Below are 15,131 nucleotides of genomic sequence, written 5' to 3'. Positions count from 1 at the left end.
GTATTCGTAATTAGTTAATAAGAGGCAATATTCTAGAAGATGGATTTCTCTCTCGTGATAGTTTCTTTTGCTGTTACATACGATTCAAAAGATTCTGAATTTATTTGGTAGCCAATTCCTGGAGATTCTGGTACTGCTAATGTTCCTGGTTTCGAGAACGTAACTTCAGGATCAACAATATCTTTATACCAGTATCGATTTGATGCCGATGTATCGCCTGGTATTGTAAAATTACTTAAAGAAGAAATTGCAATATTATGCGCTCTACCAATTCCCGCCTCAAGCATTCCACCACACCATACCGGTATATTATAAGTTTGGCATAGGTCATGAATTTTCCTAGCCTCAGTCAAACCTCCAACGCGCCCAACTTTTATATTGATTATTTTACATGCACCCACCTCAATTGCCTTTCTAGCATCCTCAAAAGTATGGATACTTTCATCTAAACAGATTGGAGTCGTTACTTTCTCTTGTAATTTGATATGGTCAATAATGTCGTCATGAGCTAAAGGTTGTTCAATCATAAGTAATTCGAACTGATCTAATTCTTTTAATATATCAATATCCTGTAACGAATAAGCAGAATTAGCGTCTGCCATTAATGGAACATCAGGACCAAATCTTTCCCTAATGGCTCGTATCGGTTCCACATCATAGCCTGGTTTAATTTTTACTTTAATTTTTTTATATCCATTTTGTATAAAACTCTCAACCTGGTCTAATAATACTGAAATGCTTGGTTCAATTCCAATGCTAACTCCTGAATCAATTTCCTTTTTTGTTCCACCTAATGCTTCAGAAAGAGAAATTCCCTGTTGTTTGCTATACAGGTCCCAAATGGCACCTTCTAGCACAGCTTTCGCCATTTGATTCCTTCGAATCGATTTAAACAAATCATGCAATTCAGCCGGATGAGTAAGATTTTTCAACTTTAAAACTTTTGGAATGAGAAATTCTTTTAGCATATATAGAACAGTGTCTGTTGTTTCCTCATTATAAATCGGATAAGGTAAGGTAACACTTTCCCCATAACCAATATTTTTATCACCGTAAACGCTCAGGACAATAAAATCCTTAAATCGCAATGTACCAAAACTTGTTGTAAACGGTAATTTTAATGGCATTTTCAGTCGATTAATTTCGATTTTTTTTATTTCCACACATTTCATCCTTTCTAAATGTTTTATTGTTAATCTACATCTACAAAAAAGCCCTGACTAAATTGCTCGTACTGGTATAATCTCTTCTGAACATTTTCCTTATCCATTACAGCAACCCCACTAATAAGTACATTAAGTAGAGAAAAAATGGCCGACATTCCCTTTAATGCACTTGGAGTTGGTGTTACTACCTTCAAAATATGATCAGCATAAATGGCAACCGGTGAAAGTTCATTATCAGTAACAACAATAATTACAGCTCCTTGTTCTTTTGCTGCTTTTACGAACCGCAATGTTTCCTGCGAATACCTTGGTAGGGAAATGGCAATAACAACACTTTTTTCTTTAAACTGCGAGATCAATTGAACGGTATTGTCCGTTTCACCCCTATACAGATAGGCATCTCCCAAAATAATATTTAGTGAGTAAGCCAACCAACCCGCAGGTGCATGAGAACTTCTAAAGCCCACTATAAATCTTTTCTCTGCTCCTATGATATTTGTAATAACTGTTTGTAAGCATTCCTCATCAACTAGATTAAGAGTTTGCTGTATAAACGTAATATCTTCAGTCATGGTGTCCTTGATTAATTGGTTACTCTTACTAAGCGCGTCAGTAGAGCTAAGAAAGTTCTCTATTGGCCTCTTTTGACTATTAAGAAAAACAGATTCCTGAACTACTTTTTGCATTTCACTAAAACCAGAGTAGCCTAATGAGTAACTAAAACGAATGACAGTTGCCTCACTCGTCCCCGTCAAATCACCTAATTCCTTAGTTGTAACAAATGCTACCTTTTCCAAATTTTCAATTATGTATTTCGCAACAATCTGCTGCCTTTTTGTCAAGTTGTCAAAATTCTTTCTAATGTTATCTTTTAAATCAGTCATCATATAAAAAGGTTCCTCTCTGCCATGTCAGTTAAATCATTAAACTGATTATTGAAGTCAACACTTCACTATAAAATAAATTTTGGAGTATTTATTTCATTTTTTTTAGTATACAACTGTATATTTAACAAAGTCAATAAGAAAATTTATAATTATCAAAAAATTAGCACGATCGAATAAGTAAGTATGGTCTAGGTATTACCAAAATGTTAGATTGCGCTAAGCTTTTTTAGTAAGAGATTATATGAATATGTTAAAGGACGAGAAAATTGCTGCCAAACAAAAGAATAGCAAACTGTTAGTGATGACACTTTCTATACAGGGAAAAACTATTGAAGAAACCGTTCATAATATTAAAAAGAAAGTAAAGAAATCGAAGTTTGTTCGATAAGGTGAATGAGGAGATGTTATTGGATAACCTAATAAAATAAAACATTTGTAATAACTTTTTTAACCTTTTATTCAACAATAGTTTCATAAAATATAATGAATGTATAAAAATAAGCGATACCTTTTAGTTATCGCTTTTTCATACTCTTTATAACTATATAAAGGTGCTATCTTCCAAACCATTAAATTCTATTTTTCCATCTATCCCATAGTTCTCGAAACAATATATTATGTTTTATCATAACAGCATATCCAAAAGCCAAGACGACTATTGATACAGGTTGAATCGTAATCCCGACAATAATATTTATTACCATTATATATGTAAGTGCTATCGGAAAACAGATTCCCAAAATATTTATGCATAAAATTAATTTTTGTAAATCCATATGTATCCCTCATTTTTTTCAATAACCTTTACTAATAATTTTTTCTCAAAATCACGAAAAATATACTATATGTTTATTCTTAAACCTTAAGAATGTAAATGTATTCAAGTTTACTGTAATTCCATATTAATACAAAAAAGCAAAAAGAAGAGGTAGGGCATTTGCCCTCCTCCCTGTCAATCCTGATAATAGCTGTAAAGCTCTTCTAAGGTAATGCTAATTCCACCTTTGATAAGTCTTTCCCTCCTACTATTAAATAGGCTTTCTAAAATCTCTTTCTTATCCTTAAACATTCCAAAATTTATTTTCTTGTGACAAACTAAGCAGATTGAAACTATATTAGCATGGATGTCTAGACTGTTTTCAAACCGATCCTGATACTGCATTGGTATTAGATGATGTGCCTCTACAAAATTATTTCCATTAAACTTAGAAATAAAATGCTTATGCTGATTGTCAAACTCTCATGCACTTTTAACTTTAAAAAAGTAAATGCTTTATTATACTAGTAGGTCACATAAGGAAAGTTATAAGAACTCCCCGATTTATATTGTGAAATGCAAAATCTAAGAACTGCTTATATTGGACCAAGAAGATGATATGAAAGTCGCTCTACGCCATAGTTATCGACCTAGAATGGTTTTTGAGATTAACGGTGTGTAGCGGGTTTTGAAAAGATTCAATAAAACAATGTGTTTTGTGTTGGATGTAAAACTAAAGGATGATAGAAAAACTCAAGTGAGGGATATTAATATGCCTCGCTTGAGTTTTTAATATTGTTATAGAGAATTTTCACTTAGGGTAGAATCCTGACCAAGGTGTATCTGCACCTTTATAGCCATCGCATCCTTCACTAGCCTCAACTTTTATTCCATCGTTCTCTAACGTAAAGTCAATTTCACAACCATTAGAATCCGTAGGGTAAACGGCGTGTTTTCCTTCTGTGAATTTAGCTGTTCCTTCTAGTAAGCCTGCGCGTTGTCCTGAATTAACATTTAAGATAAAATCAATAGTTCCTGTCTCTTGGTTGATAATTTCTAAACGTCTATTGCCTTCTTCGTTCTTTAATCTATAATCCCCTATCCATTCACTAGAAGATTGGACGACTTTCTCCTTGGGCTTTTCAGCCATCACAACTGGTGCTCCATCTTTTACTTTCGAAATATTAATGTGTCCATAAGGAGTCGGAGGATCTATGTCCAAAGCAACCCAAAAACCTAGGTCGAATGATGTATTTGTATTTCCCCAACTCTTACTAGTTCCTAAATCCTCCGTGCTGGTATTGTTGGTAGGATCATAATCTTGAATTACTAATTGATATAGTTCCTCAAATCCATCTTTTACTAATTCGATGTTATCGAAATCATCAATATTGCATTCTTGATTTACATTAAAAGTATGGAAAATATTTTCTAGTTTATTATTTTTAAAATAGAGGTTTAAAATATCACCCTTTATACAAGGGGTTGTGCTATAGAAGTTAACCTCTTGAGATAGATTTATTCCTCCCCATTGGTCTTTCTCTTCTTTGAAATTAGGAAATATTGATTTTACTTCATTAAAGCTCATGCCCCAATGTATTTTAAGCAAAGAGTCTTTTACATTCTGTGAAGTTGAGGTTTGTGTTCCTTTTGCTAATTCTTCAATAGCGCGCCCAAAGTTTTTCAACATTGTTTTTTCTGTTTCCTCATAACTACTTACTAAAGTTTTAGCATATTCAGGATAATACACTGGTTCTTTATCATCGAGTACAAGATAGATATCATAGGCTAATTCCCTTACTCTATCAGTAATAATGCCCATCCCTTCAAATTCTTCGTTGGCTAAATCTGGCCCGTTGATATTTCCGAAAGCTCGAGGAATTTGTCCTTTTGTAAATTGAAATGTAGAATACGTTCTAGCGTATAACGTGTTTTTATTTGTTTTGCGGCCATAGAATATAAGTTCATCATTCTCTATTTCCACTGAGATAGGTATCTTGGTGCCATTAATAAACCCACTCCACACTCCATAGGGAATCTCTTCGTATTCATTTTTCATAAAAGCATATGACATAATTTTAATGGTTCTGTATGATTTTTCCTCATCTGCTGAAACTAAGTATAAAGGGTCAAGAATTAGATTTTCTATGGTTTCTCCTTTTTCCATTCCATCCGCAATGTATTTCATAAAATCAGCGTATTTTTTATTATCTTTTAATAACTTGCTAAGAGTTTCTTCTGGAGTCATTCTAATCCCCAAATACGTCCCCTCTTTAATAGCTTCAGATAAAATAGCTAAGTCATCTAGTCCATACCAAACGTCTACTATAAGACCTCCTAAGGGAAGGTTTTTAATTGCATTCGTTATAGAGATTTCTGTCTTGTTAACTTGTTCAATTGACCAGGAATCTCTTCCAAAGTAATTAGGATAAGGTTTAACAGCGATGTTGGCTTCATTTAATAATTCCTCAATTGATATTTCTTCTTTCTTGTCTACTGCCTTTTCTTCTTTCTTCTCATCGTTTTTGACTTCAGATTTGTTTGAGCAGCCGGAAATCACTAAAATTAAAACGATTGCTAATAGTAATAAACATGATACTTTAGTCCTCATTTGAATCCCCCTGATAGAATGATAGTTATTTATATAAAAATATTCCATGCTGTAATTGGAAATACCTTCTTACAAAGATTAAATATGGAAATAATATTTAATGAAAAAAGGGGGTAATTATCCTACCTTCTTAAATGTTAGCCTACATATTTATATATATATATAATCTGATGTAATTCTTTTTTTTGAGACTTTCTCATATTCTACTGAATCCTCTGAAGGAAATTCACTGGTAAAATGACTTATAAAGGACTAAATTTTCGTCCAGTACTTCATTCCGGCACTTTTTAAAGCGGTCTCCCACCTAGGGGATGTGTCCATTGGCTAGGATTGATTTTACACTTGTTAGAGGTGTTACACCGTAAAAAGTCATAGCGCCAAATTACCATAATTATTTCTGTTTTTGATTACACTTTTTGGAGGCCCCAGTTTGCCCGCGGAAACCAACAATCCATTATTATCAGACTTAATAAATAAAAAAATAAATAAATGGGCGAGTTCAAATTACTTTTCAAGGACTTTTCGGACAGCCTCTTAATAAGAATATAGTTCACAAGGCACTTATATTTGTACCTCAAAAGTAAACAAACTTTTATTTCTCCTCCAAATATTTTATATAAGCTACTATATAACCTGGCCCTAAGGCAGTTCGGTTAATAGTTAATAAGATAGTTTTTGAGGTGGATCGGTTTAAGTTTCAATTGATTTTCATTATAGAGATAGAGTAAGCATTGTTTTCGATATTTCGCTTAAATTCAGCTTTTAATATTTTTTTATTATTAAAGGAAGTGTTTTTTTAACTCCAATAAAGATAATTTATTATGTATAAATCTCCTTCTGATTTATACCATTTCACAATACCCTTTCCAGAAAATAATAATGTACGCCTTACATTCAAAATGACATAATCATTTTCTTTATAAATAGTTCCCTTTGCTTCGTCAATCGGAAGTTCATTCAATCTTAATTTTATTTGGTTTATTATAAGTCCTGTTCTTATAACCCATTTTTTTCTAAGTAGCTAAAAGTAATGGGAATTTTACAACTTCCTTTAACAAAAAATATAACAAATTATTACATTATGTTTTATAATTATCACATATCTATTAGGAGGTGACGAATATGGGATGGTACGATGACTGTGAACGTTGCACTGGCGGAGATGAAATGAGATTTACAGAATGCGAATATCACCCTGGGTACAAAACAGTATGTAATGAATGTGGTTGGTGCCAAAAATGCGAACAATATGAGGAATGAATAAGAAATTTGATTATAGTGTTTTTTTACAGTTATCCGAGCAATCCTGATGCATCCACTGCTAAAAAAAGAGAATATACCAAAAATAAGTTTATAAGGGAAATTGAGTTTGTAAATAGGGTGTATTGTAATCTGTTAAATTAAGCAAAGATGTATACGTGTGAGTACATCTTTTATTTGCTGACGAATCTTGAGCCTTACCATATCATCAAATAATTCCCTGAAGGAAACTTTAGTTATTTTCTGCTATTGCCTATTAAATATGTAGACTATTATTTTTACGTGTATAAAATATAACTCTCAGTTTTTCTTCAACCAGGTAATCATTTTTATTTCTAGCAACGATAGGGAGGTCATACTCATTTTCGGTCGATCTTTGGTAGTTAATTGCTTTCACCCGTGTTCGATGGTAAAAAGTATTGATACGGTGCATGTCATCGCCCTAATTTGTTGAATTAAAAATGCGCTTGGTACTAATGACAAGCGTATTTTCTTTAGATTTATATTTTTAGCAAAACTTTTCTGCATAGGTTTTTCTTCAGCCTCAAATTATCTTTATAAGGTTCTACTCCTTGATTTTAGAACTGATTGAGTCAATTTTTACCGGGCTATACCAGGGGGTAAACCTTATAAAGAAATCAACAAAATCATATTCTTTCCATTTATATATAACTTTCTTTGTTCCCTTAACTTTCTCCTTTTTTGTCTAAAAATGCGATTCTCCTCCATACATATTCCTATACCAATATACAAAATTTCCTCATTAAAAAGCGACACAATTAATGTCGCTTAAGTCGATATAATGTTGATTATGTAATTAGCGCTTTATTTTAACCTTTTATACCTGAAGAATTTTACAAGCTTTAGTATGTATTTATTATCTACTGGCATTAGCGAGTAACAAAAGAATGGGAAAACCCCACTCTTCTCCTTTCTTTTTCTTTTGAGTAGAGTACAAACGATTCGACTCTTCATGATAATATTTCGCTTCATTAAAAATCTCCTCAATTGATCCTATCTCATTAGCATAGTTGCAATAAGCAACTCCGTTTGCATGCTATTTAGATTGCTAATCTAAGGTGAGCCGTGTCAATCTGATTGTCATTCGTTCTTCACTCTCTGTGGTTTTATCAAATCGGTTCTTGTCTAATTCTTCTAATTCGCATCCTCAAAAATACATAATCGATATATTCTGTAACTGCTATCAATGACAAATTGTTAAATTAGTTTTTTCTTTATTATGCATTTACTTGTCTCTTTCTTTACAGAATAGTATATAACCTCTTCGTACTAAATCAAATAAGACATCTTGTAAATTCGGGTTCGAAACAGAGTCCATAAGTATTGATTGTGTAATCATTACTGAAAGGGCATATAATCAACTTTGATAATTCACTGTTAAGGATATCGTTAATAGAAAAAATGTTAGAAGTTTCTACTTCATTTGTCTCATTTTACTGTAATTAATAATACTGTTCTATTTGAATTTAAATTTGTGGATTAGAATGGCTTCTTTTAGTTGGCTGTTTTGCTCTACAGGTAGAAGCTCCCCCCTAGTCCCTTTTTCCCCGCATTGTATAAGATTCTTTTATATCATAATATAAAAACTCTAAAATTTTAATTATTAGAAAACTCAGGTAAAATTATAGTAATTCCAATATCTATTTTCTAATTTGAAATCTTTGGGGGTTTATTTTATATGACAAAAATCGTTGGAGTTGTTGGGTTAGGCAATATGGGTGGTGCCATTGCTGAAAGACTTTCTACGTCATTCTCGGTAATTGGATTTGATATTGATATAAAAAAAAGGACTGAAATGGAAGAAGTAGGAGTACATACCGTGGATTCACTTGAAGAACTTGCTCCTAAAGTGGATGTCCTAATTTTGTCTATGCCTCGAGCCGACATTTCTAGTAAAATTGTATCAACTGCCAGCCCAATTATGAAAGTTAATTCAATTATCGTTGAGACAAGTACAGTACTGCCTAGTCAAGTCCAACAAATGAGGAAGGCTAGCTCTTCAAGTGGTATTAGAATAATAGATGCAGCCATTCTTGGTGGAGTAGAGCATATGAAAAACAAAAAAGCTGACTTGCTTGTTGGAGATTCTGACGATGTTTTTCCAGAAGTAAGCGATGTTTTGAAAGCGATATCGAAAGATGTTCAATTAATGGGTGGTCTTGGTGCGGGGGTGGCAGCAAAGATAATCAACAATGGTGTTGCCCATGCTGTTATGAGCGTGATTGTTGAATCAGCAGCTCTAGGAGTAAAGCTTGGTATTCAACCAGAAAAAATTTATGACCTACTCAGGGGTGAAACTGCATTGCTACGTCCATTAACACACCGTTACAAAGAACGAATTCGCAATTCTAAATATGAAGGTGGTATGTCAACAGCTAATGCAAGAAAGGATTCCACTCTTTACCTCAATCTTGCACAACAACTTAATGTTCCTTTATTTTCAGTCCAAGGTGCTCATACTGTTTACGAAATTGCTCAACAGGCTGGTTACGGTGACTTGGATTACGCAGCCATTGCAAAGCTATGGGAAAAATGGAATGACATTGATTTTACAAACTAAAGGAGGTTTTTTAAATAAAAACGTACAAAATGCTTATCAACGGGGAATGGAAGGAAAGCTCTGAACAAACAAGCCATCCTGTAATAAATCCATATAACAAAGAAATCTGGGGAACAATTCCACAGGCAAGTAGAATCGACATCAATTATGTAATTGACGCTGCAAATAAGGCTTTTCATACTGTATGGAAAAAGAAAAGTGGTTATGAAAGAGCAAAGCTAATGTTTAAGCTTGCAGACTTAATAGATGAAAATACAGATAGACTAGCGTTCCTAGAAACAAAGGATAATGGCAAAGTGCTACGAGAAACAAAAAAGCAAGTTCCTTTTGCAGCACGTATGCTCCGCTTTTATGCAGGTTACGCAGATAAAATTTACGGCGAGACAATTCCTGTTGATAATTTAAATTTATTCGACTACACGTTGCGTGAGCCAGTCGGAGTATGTGTTCTAATCACTGCTTGGAATTCACCACTCCAATTATTAATGAATAAATTAGCTCCCGCTTTAGCAGCGGGAAACTGTGCAATTGTTAAGCCTTCCGAGCACGCATCAGTCACGACATTATTGTTTGGCCAATTAGTAGAGCAGGCAGGGTTCCCTCCTGGTGTAATAAATATCGTAACGGGTGATGGACGTGTTGGTCAAATGCTTACTGAGTCTGGTAAGGTGCAAAAAATTAGTTTTACAGGAGGTACTACTGCTGGGCGTTTTATTGGAAAGAGTGCAGCAAACAACTTCATTCCATTAACATTAGAGCTAGGAGGAAAGTCTCCAAACATTATTTTTGAGGATGCCAATTTAGATAAAGCCGTACCTGGTGCAATGGCTGGGATTTTTGCATCAAGTGGTCAAACCTGTATCGCTGGTTCACGACTTCTTGTACAAGAGTCGATTTACGCTAAAGTTGCAAATCGACTTGCGGAACGTGCGAAAAAAATTCGCCTTGGTGATCCGTTAGATGATAGCACTGAAATGGGACCAGTTGCGAACGAAAACCAATACAACTCCATTACCAATATGCTTAAGGATGTTGAAGAAGAGGGTGCAAAGGTAATTGTAGGAAATGAGGGTTCTGTCCCTACTAATGGATACTTCATTAAACCTACGATTCTTGTAAATGTAGAAAATGACATGAAGGTAGCGAGGGAAGAAATATTTGGCCCAGTTTTATGTATGATTCCTTTTAAGGATGAGGCAGAAGCAATTGCAATCGCTAATAATTCAAATTACGGACTCGCCTCAGGAATTTGGACGACTGATTTATCAAGAGCTCACCGTGTTGCAAAACAACTCGAGGCAGGTACTGTATGGGTTAACACCTATCGTACAAGTGCAGCTCAAGCACCGTTTGGTGGCATGAAGCATAGTGGTTTTGGCCGTGAAAGAGGCTGGCATTCGCTCCAAGATTATACACGTGTGAAAAACGTTATGATTGACCTGTCAGATAATATCCAGGATCCATTTTCAATAAATGTATAAGGTTTTTTATCCCCTTACAGCTTCTATATTGGAGCTGTAGTTTTTTTTCTTTTAACACTTACTATTTTTCTCGTTATTTAACTTCCCCAATTCACAACTCAAAAATTTCCGTGATACTTTTCAAAAACATTAAAACCCCACAGGGATTCCTATGAGGTTCTGGCTCGATTCAAATATTATCTCAAGTTCTACCTTGCACTTATGTAGCATAATTAATTAATAATTCTATTTTTCTTTCGTGTTTTTTCAGATCTTCTCTCCAATCCGTTTTCGATTTGCATAGTAGTCCTGTATATTATACCACCCTAACATGCTTCCACCATCTACATCTAAAGATACTCCACAAATCATATCCGCTTCGGGAGATGCTAAGAATAGAACAGCATTTGAAATATCCTGTGGTGTACATAACCGACCATAAGGAATTGATTTTACTCTTTTTTCTAATGTTTGTTCGTCAGTGATAGATTCATATAAAGAAGTAAGTGTTCCTCCTGGACAGACACTATTTACGTTAATACCAAATGGCGCTAGTTCGTAAGCAAGATGACGCGTAAATCCAATCACACCTGCTTTTGATGCCGTGTATGCACTTCCACTTGCAAAGCCAATTCGTTTTCCAGCAACTGATGAAATGTTAACAATTTTTCCAGAACCTTTTTTCTTCATTTGCTTTGAAACCACTTGTGAGCATACAAACACTCCGTTAAGATTTACATCGACAATCCGCTTCCAATCTTGTACAGGTATATCCTCTGTTGTTTGTGGATTTGTGATTGCTGCATTATTAACTAAAATATCAATTGTACCCCAATATGTTACAACCTCAGTTACTGTGTCAGTCACTTGTTCATGGTCACTCACATCGACCTTATAAAACGAGATTTTTCCATCCTGATTGTGGATTTGTTTTACCAACTTCATACCATTTTCCTCGTCTGTATCAAATACCGCAACCTTTGCTCCTTCTTTGCAAAAATTTAATACAATGTCTTTACCGATTCCTTGTGAGCCACCAGTAATAATTACTACCTTATCTGTGAATTTCACCTAAACCACCACCATAAAAGGTTTTATCTATATGTTTTTTTTGCCATTTATTAAGTGCTGCTGGGTTTACCAAGAAATCTGGTTTCTCTCCCTTTAGAGCCGTTAAGCAGTTGATTGAGCTTTGAACAGAAATCCGATGTAATGATTCAAACGTATAACCGGCGACATGTGGAGTTAACACGACATTGCTCATGTGTAAAAGTGGACTATCAAGGCTGATTGGCTCTTTTTCGAATACATCCAATCCTACTCCTGCAATCACTCCTTTTTGCAATGCATCAATAAGTGATTTTTCATCAACAATTGGACCACGTGATGAATTAATTAATATCGCAGTCTTTTTCATTAATGCTAATTCATTATGACCAATTAACCCTCTTGTAGAATCCATTAAAGGAACATGCAATGAGACAACATCCGACTCTTTTAATAAAGTCTCTAAATCTACTAATGTAGCACCGAGTTTGGTTGTTACCTCCTCAGTTGCATAAGGGTCATACGCAAGAATTTGAACATCCCAACCACTTAACCTTTTTACAAGTTCTTTCCCAATTGCTCCAATACCTACAACCCCAACTGTTTTACGATATAATTCGCTACCCATTGTTGAAGCGTCTCTCCAGTTACCGGCTTTTAGGTAGTCAAAATTACGGGGTACCTTCCGTAACACAGAAAGAATCATCGTAAAAGCATATTCAGCTACAGTCATATTATGTACGGGTGCAGTTGTTACGAGAACACCATTATCCGTTGCAGCCTGAACATCAATATTGTCAACACCTGTACCATATTTACAGATGACACGTAGTTTTGGACTTGACTCTATGACTTTTCTTGTGATTTTTTCACGTGCCATCCCTAATACTGCATCAACATCCTTACAAAGTTCGATTAATTCTAATTCAGAATAACCACTATCAGCAGCAGACACAGGGGGACCAACAACTACATCATAACCCTCTGTCTTGAAAATATGATAAGTGTCTGCCATATCATCAATTGGTTCCATAATAAATACTTTTTTTGTCACTACTTTTTCTCCCTTTCTATGTAACAAAGAGATATTTTATTGACCCTCTGTTATTTGAAATTATTTTTTTCCTTTTTTACAAACCATAATTTGTGATCTGCAATTCTTCTAAGTCATTCATTTCTTATATGCCAATAACCTAGAGTTTACTGTTATGTTCATTTATTCTTTCGTTTTTTTAAAAATATTCAAAATTATGGGGTTCTTAAAGTAAAGGGTGAAAAATGGCCATTTCTGTACGCCATTCAACACCCTTTGTAAATAAAAAAAATTAGAAGCCCCCACCGTTTACATCCAAAACTACGCCAGTGATGTATGAAGCTTCATCTGAACTTAGAAAAAGTACTGCCGCAGCTTGTTCCTCTGGAGTGGATGTCCTTCTTAATGCTACATTTCGTAAAATTGATTTTGTATCTCGTGATTCCCAAATTTTCGCTATCCGTTCACCACTTTTGCAATAGCCTGGTGCTACCGCATTTACTCTAAACCCTAATGGACCAAATTCCTTTGACATATGCTTGGTTAAACCAATAACTCCCGCTTTTGCAGCACTATAATGTGGCCTCATTGACTCATTTGGAACGATGGCTGATTGAGAAGCCATGTTAACGATAACACCTGTCGAATCATTATGCATATGTTTACGCAAAAATGTCTGTGAACAAAAAAATACACTTTTCGCATTTAAGTCAAATACCTGGTCCCACATTTCTTCCGTAATATCGAGGAGATGAATCGAATGGTTCATACTGCCCCCAGCGTTATTTACTAAAATATCAACTTTTCCAAACTCATCCCAGGCTGAATTGATAAGCTCTGTCACCTGAGAACCTTTCGTAACATTACATACTCTCCCTATGCAGGAACCAGGATATATTTCATTTAGCTCATGGGTTACAGTTTTGAGGTAATCATCGTTTATGTCAATTGCAATTACTTTTGCACCTTCAGATAAAAATGTTTCAACAATTGATCTCCCAATTCCAGATCCTCCCCCTGTCACAATAGCAATTTTATCTTGCAGTCTACCCATCTTTCTACCCCCTAGGTTTAAAGATTATGTGAAAGCTGAACCTCATGATATAGGTCTAGTAGTTCTTCATTTGTTAATGCTCTTCGTTTCTCAATCGCAAAATTCTTTACTTTATTCAATAATACAGTACCGTTAACAGCAGTCTCATCTACTTGTAATTCTTTTAATTTATGTAGAAGAGATACAATACCGCTACCCTTTCCGACTACGATTTCGCGCTTTTGGCCAACCCTTTCAGGACGGATTGCCTCAGCAACAAAAGGTTCCTCTATAATCCCTGCGACAATCATACCGGATTCATGTCGGAAGGAGTTCTTCCCTACTACTGCTTTGTGTGGCTGCAATGAAATACCAGTAATGCTCTCAATTTTTTCTGAAACTTCCTTAAGCTTTGATAGATTCACCTTTGTATTTACTCCATATAACACGTCTAATGCAGTTACTACCTCTTCTAATGCAGTGTTTCCAGAACGTTCTCCAATACCGTTCATAGTTACAGATGCCACCTCTGCACCTGATGATAATGCAGCAATCGTGTTTGCAGTTCCCAATCCGAAGTCATCATGACAATGAACCTCAAGCTCAACATCATAAATATTTTTTATATAACGAGTTAGATAACGAAGTGATTCTGGATGAGCAGATCCTACTGTATCAACAATGCGAATTCTGTCAACTGTACCTTCCGATTTTAGGGCTTTCAAAAATCTTTCATAAAAGTTCAAATCAACACGCGTAGTATCATAAGGACTTAAAATAACATATAATCCTTGTTCCTTAGCATAGCTAGTCAAGGATAAACATATATCAATGTATTTCTCATCTGACCATTTTAGTTTATGTTTTCGTTGTAAATCACCTATTGGTAGGCTGATTGACACACCCCAAGCTCCCAAGTTGCGGACCTTATCAATATCTGTCTTCGTTGCTCGGGCTAATGCGGTTACCCTCGCATCTAAACTAGAGGAAGCAATTCTTTTTACAGCTTCCGCATCATCTTCTGAAACAGCAGGCATTCCGCTTTCTATTTCATTTACTCCTAATTCATCTAAAAGCTTTGCAATGCGAACTTTATCATCTAATGAAAATGCCAGCCCTGCCATTTGTTCCCCGTCTCGTAATATACAGTCAGATATTATGACCTCTTTTGGAAATAAGAAAGACTTTTCTACTTCTTTTAAGTGATTAATCGGGCTTATGGCTTTTAATAAATGTTCCATAATTAGTATCTTCCCCTCGTTTTATTTGGCATTGTATTACTGTGAACATATAGCG

Annotated in this window: 11 protein-coding genes; 4 read left to right on the top strand and 7 right to left on the bottom strand. The window is 34.9% G+C overall.

Features of this window, described 5'->3' with window-relative positions:
- Positions 1 to 32: 32 nt before the first annotated feature.
- Both menC and CKJ95_RS20070 read right to left on the bottom strand, forming a co-directional pair.
- On the bottom strand, positions 33 to 1,163 hold the full coding sequence (menC, locus tag CKJ95_RS20075; protein ID WP_099355235.1) for an o-succinylbenzoate synthase: 1,131 nt from the start codon (positions 1,161 to 1,163) through the stop codon (positions 33 to 35).
- A 29-nt stretch (positions 1,164 to 1,192) separates the two neighbouring features.
- Complete coding sequence (locus CKJ95_RS20070; RefSeq protein ID WP_099355234.1) at positions 1,193 to 2,053, bottom strand: MurR/RpiR family transcriptional regulator; 861 nt, start codon at positions 2,051 to 2,053, stop codon at positions 1,193 to 1,195.
- Positions 2,054 to 2,294: 241 nt separating this feature from the next.
- On the opposite strand from CKJ95_RS20070, the gene CKJ95_RS23590 reads away from it, so the two are divergent.
- Entirely contained in the window at positions 2,295 to 2,441 is a 147-nt protein-coding gene (locus CKJ95_RS23590) for a hypothetical protein (RefSeq protein WP_180271609.1), read from the top strand.
- Between the two features lie 1,180 nt (positions 2,442 to 3,621).
- Here the strand turns inward: CKJ95_RS23590 and CKJ95_RS20060 are convergent.
- Entirely contained in the window at positions 3,622 to 5,421 is a 1,800-nt protein-coding gene (locus tag CKJ95_RS20060) for a hypothetical protein (protein ID WP_099355232.1), read from the bottom strand.
- Positions 5,422 to 6,543: 1,122 nt separating this feature from the next.
- Between CKJ95_RS20060 and CKJ95_RS23585 the strand changes: the two genes are divergently transcribed.
- The 3 genes from CKJ95_RS23585 (at position 6,544) to CKJ95_RS20050 (ending at position 10,743) form a co-directional block, all read left to right on the top strand.
- Complete coding sequence (locus CKJ95_RS23585; RefSeq protein ID WP_180271607.1) at positions 6,544 to 6,681, top strand: hypothetical protein; 138 nt, start codon at positions 6,544 to 6,546, stop codon at positions 6,679 to 6,681.
- Between the two features lie 1,699 nt (positions 6,682 to 8,380).
- Positions 8,381 to 9,262, top strand: coding sequence for an NAD(P)-dependent oxidoreductase (locus CKJ95_RS20055; protein ID WP_099355231.1), 882 nt, complete (start codon positions 8,381 to 8,383; stop codon positions 9,260 to 9,262).
- Positions 9,263 to 9,291: 29 nt separating this feature from the next.
- Complete coding sequence (locus tag CKJ95_RS20050; RefSeq protein ID WP_218962767.1) at positions 9,292 to 10,743, top strand: aldehyde dehydrogenase; 1,452 nt, start codon at positions 9,292 to 9,294, stop codon at positions 10,741 to 10,743.
- Between the two features lie 246 nt (positions 10,744 to 10,989).
- Here CKJ95_RS20050 and CKJ95_RS20045 read toward each other — a convergent pair whose 3' ends face one another.
- The 4 genes from CKJ95_RS20045 to CKJ95_RS20030 form a co-directional block, all read right to left on the bottom strand.
- Positions 10,990 to 11,793 carry an SDR family NAD(P)-dependent oxidoreductase gene (locus tag CKJ95_RS20045; RefSeq protein WP_099355229.1) on the bottom strand — a complete coding sequence of 268 codons (804 nt, stop codon included), beginning with the start codon at positions 11,791 to 11,793 and terminating at the stop codon, positions 10,990 to 10,992.
- The gene (locus CKJ95_RS20040) at positions 11,777 to 12,823 is read right to left on the bottom strand and encodes a hydroxyacid dehydrogenase (protein WP_099355228.1); all 1,047 of its coding nucleotides are present in this window, start codon (positions 12,821 to 12,823) and stop codon (positions 11,777 to 11,779) included. The genes CKJ95_RS20045 and CKJ95_RS20040 overlap by 17 nt, the downstream gene beginning before the upstream one ends.
- 271 nt (positions 12,824 to 13,094) lie before the next feature.
- Positions 13,095 to 13,856, bottom strand: coding sequence for an SDR family NAD(P)-dependent oxidoreductase (locus tag CKJ95_RS20035; protein WP_099355227.1), 762 nt, complete (start codon positions 13,854 to 13,856; stop codon positions 13,095 to 13,097).
- 17 nt (positions 13,857 to 13,873) lie between these two features.
- The gene (locus CKJ95_RS20030; RefSeq protein ID WP_099355226.1) at positions 13,874 to 15,076 is read right to left on the bottom strand and encodes a homocitrate synthase/isopropylmalate synthase family protein; all 1,203 of its coding nucleotides are present in this window, start codon (positions 15,074 to 15,076) and stop codon (positions 13,874 to 13,876) included.
- Positions 15,077 to 15,131 lie beyond the last annotated feature (55 nt).

This window comes from Fredinandcohnia onubensis (assembly GCF_002734285.1).
GTDB classification, from domain to species: domain Bacteria; phylum Bacillota; class Bacilli; order Bacillales; family Bacillaceae_L; genus Ferdinandcohnia; species Ferdinandcohnia onubensis_A.
The sequence above is the reverse complement of the archived record's forward strand: the minus strand, read 5'-3'. Positions and strand labels throughout refer to the sequence as shown.

Excerpts from the sequence above, each read along its gene's own strand:
- CKJ95_RS20070 (WP_099355234.1), bottom strand. The coding sequence starts at position 2,053 with ATGATGACTGATTTAAAAGATAACATTAGAAAGAATTTTGACAACTTG.
- CKJ95_RS23590 (WP_180271609.1), top strand. The coding sequence starts at position 2,295 with ATGAATATGTTAAAGGACGAGAAAATTGCTGCCAAACAAAAGAATAGC.
- CKJ95_RS20060 (WP_099355232.1), bottom strand. The coding sequence starts at position 5,421 with ATGAGGACTAAAGTATCATGTTTATTACTATTAGCAATCGTTTTAATT.
- CKJ95_RS23585 (WP_180271607.1), top strand. The coding sequence starts at position 6,544 with ATGGGATGGTACGATGACTGTGAACGTTGCACTGGCGGAGATGAAATG.
- CKJ95_RS20055 (WP_099355231.1), top strand. The coding sequence starts at position 8,381 with ATGACAAAAATCGTTGGAGTTGTTGGGTTAGGCAATATGGGTGGTGCC.
- CKJ95_RS20050 (WP_218962767.1), top strand. The coding sequence starts at position 9,292 with ATGCTTATCAACGGGGAATGGAAGGAAAGCTCTGAACAAACAAGCCAT.
- CKJ95_RS20035 (WP_099355227.1), bottom strand. The coding sequence starts at position 13,856 with ATGGGTAGACTGCAAGATAAAATTGCTATTGTGACAGGGGGAGGATCT.
- CKJ95_RS20030 (WP_099355226.1), bottom strand. The coding sequence starts at position 15,076 with ATGGAACATTTATTAAAAGCCATAAGCCCGATTAATCACTTAAAAGAA.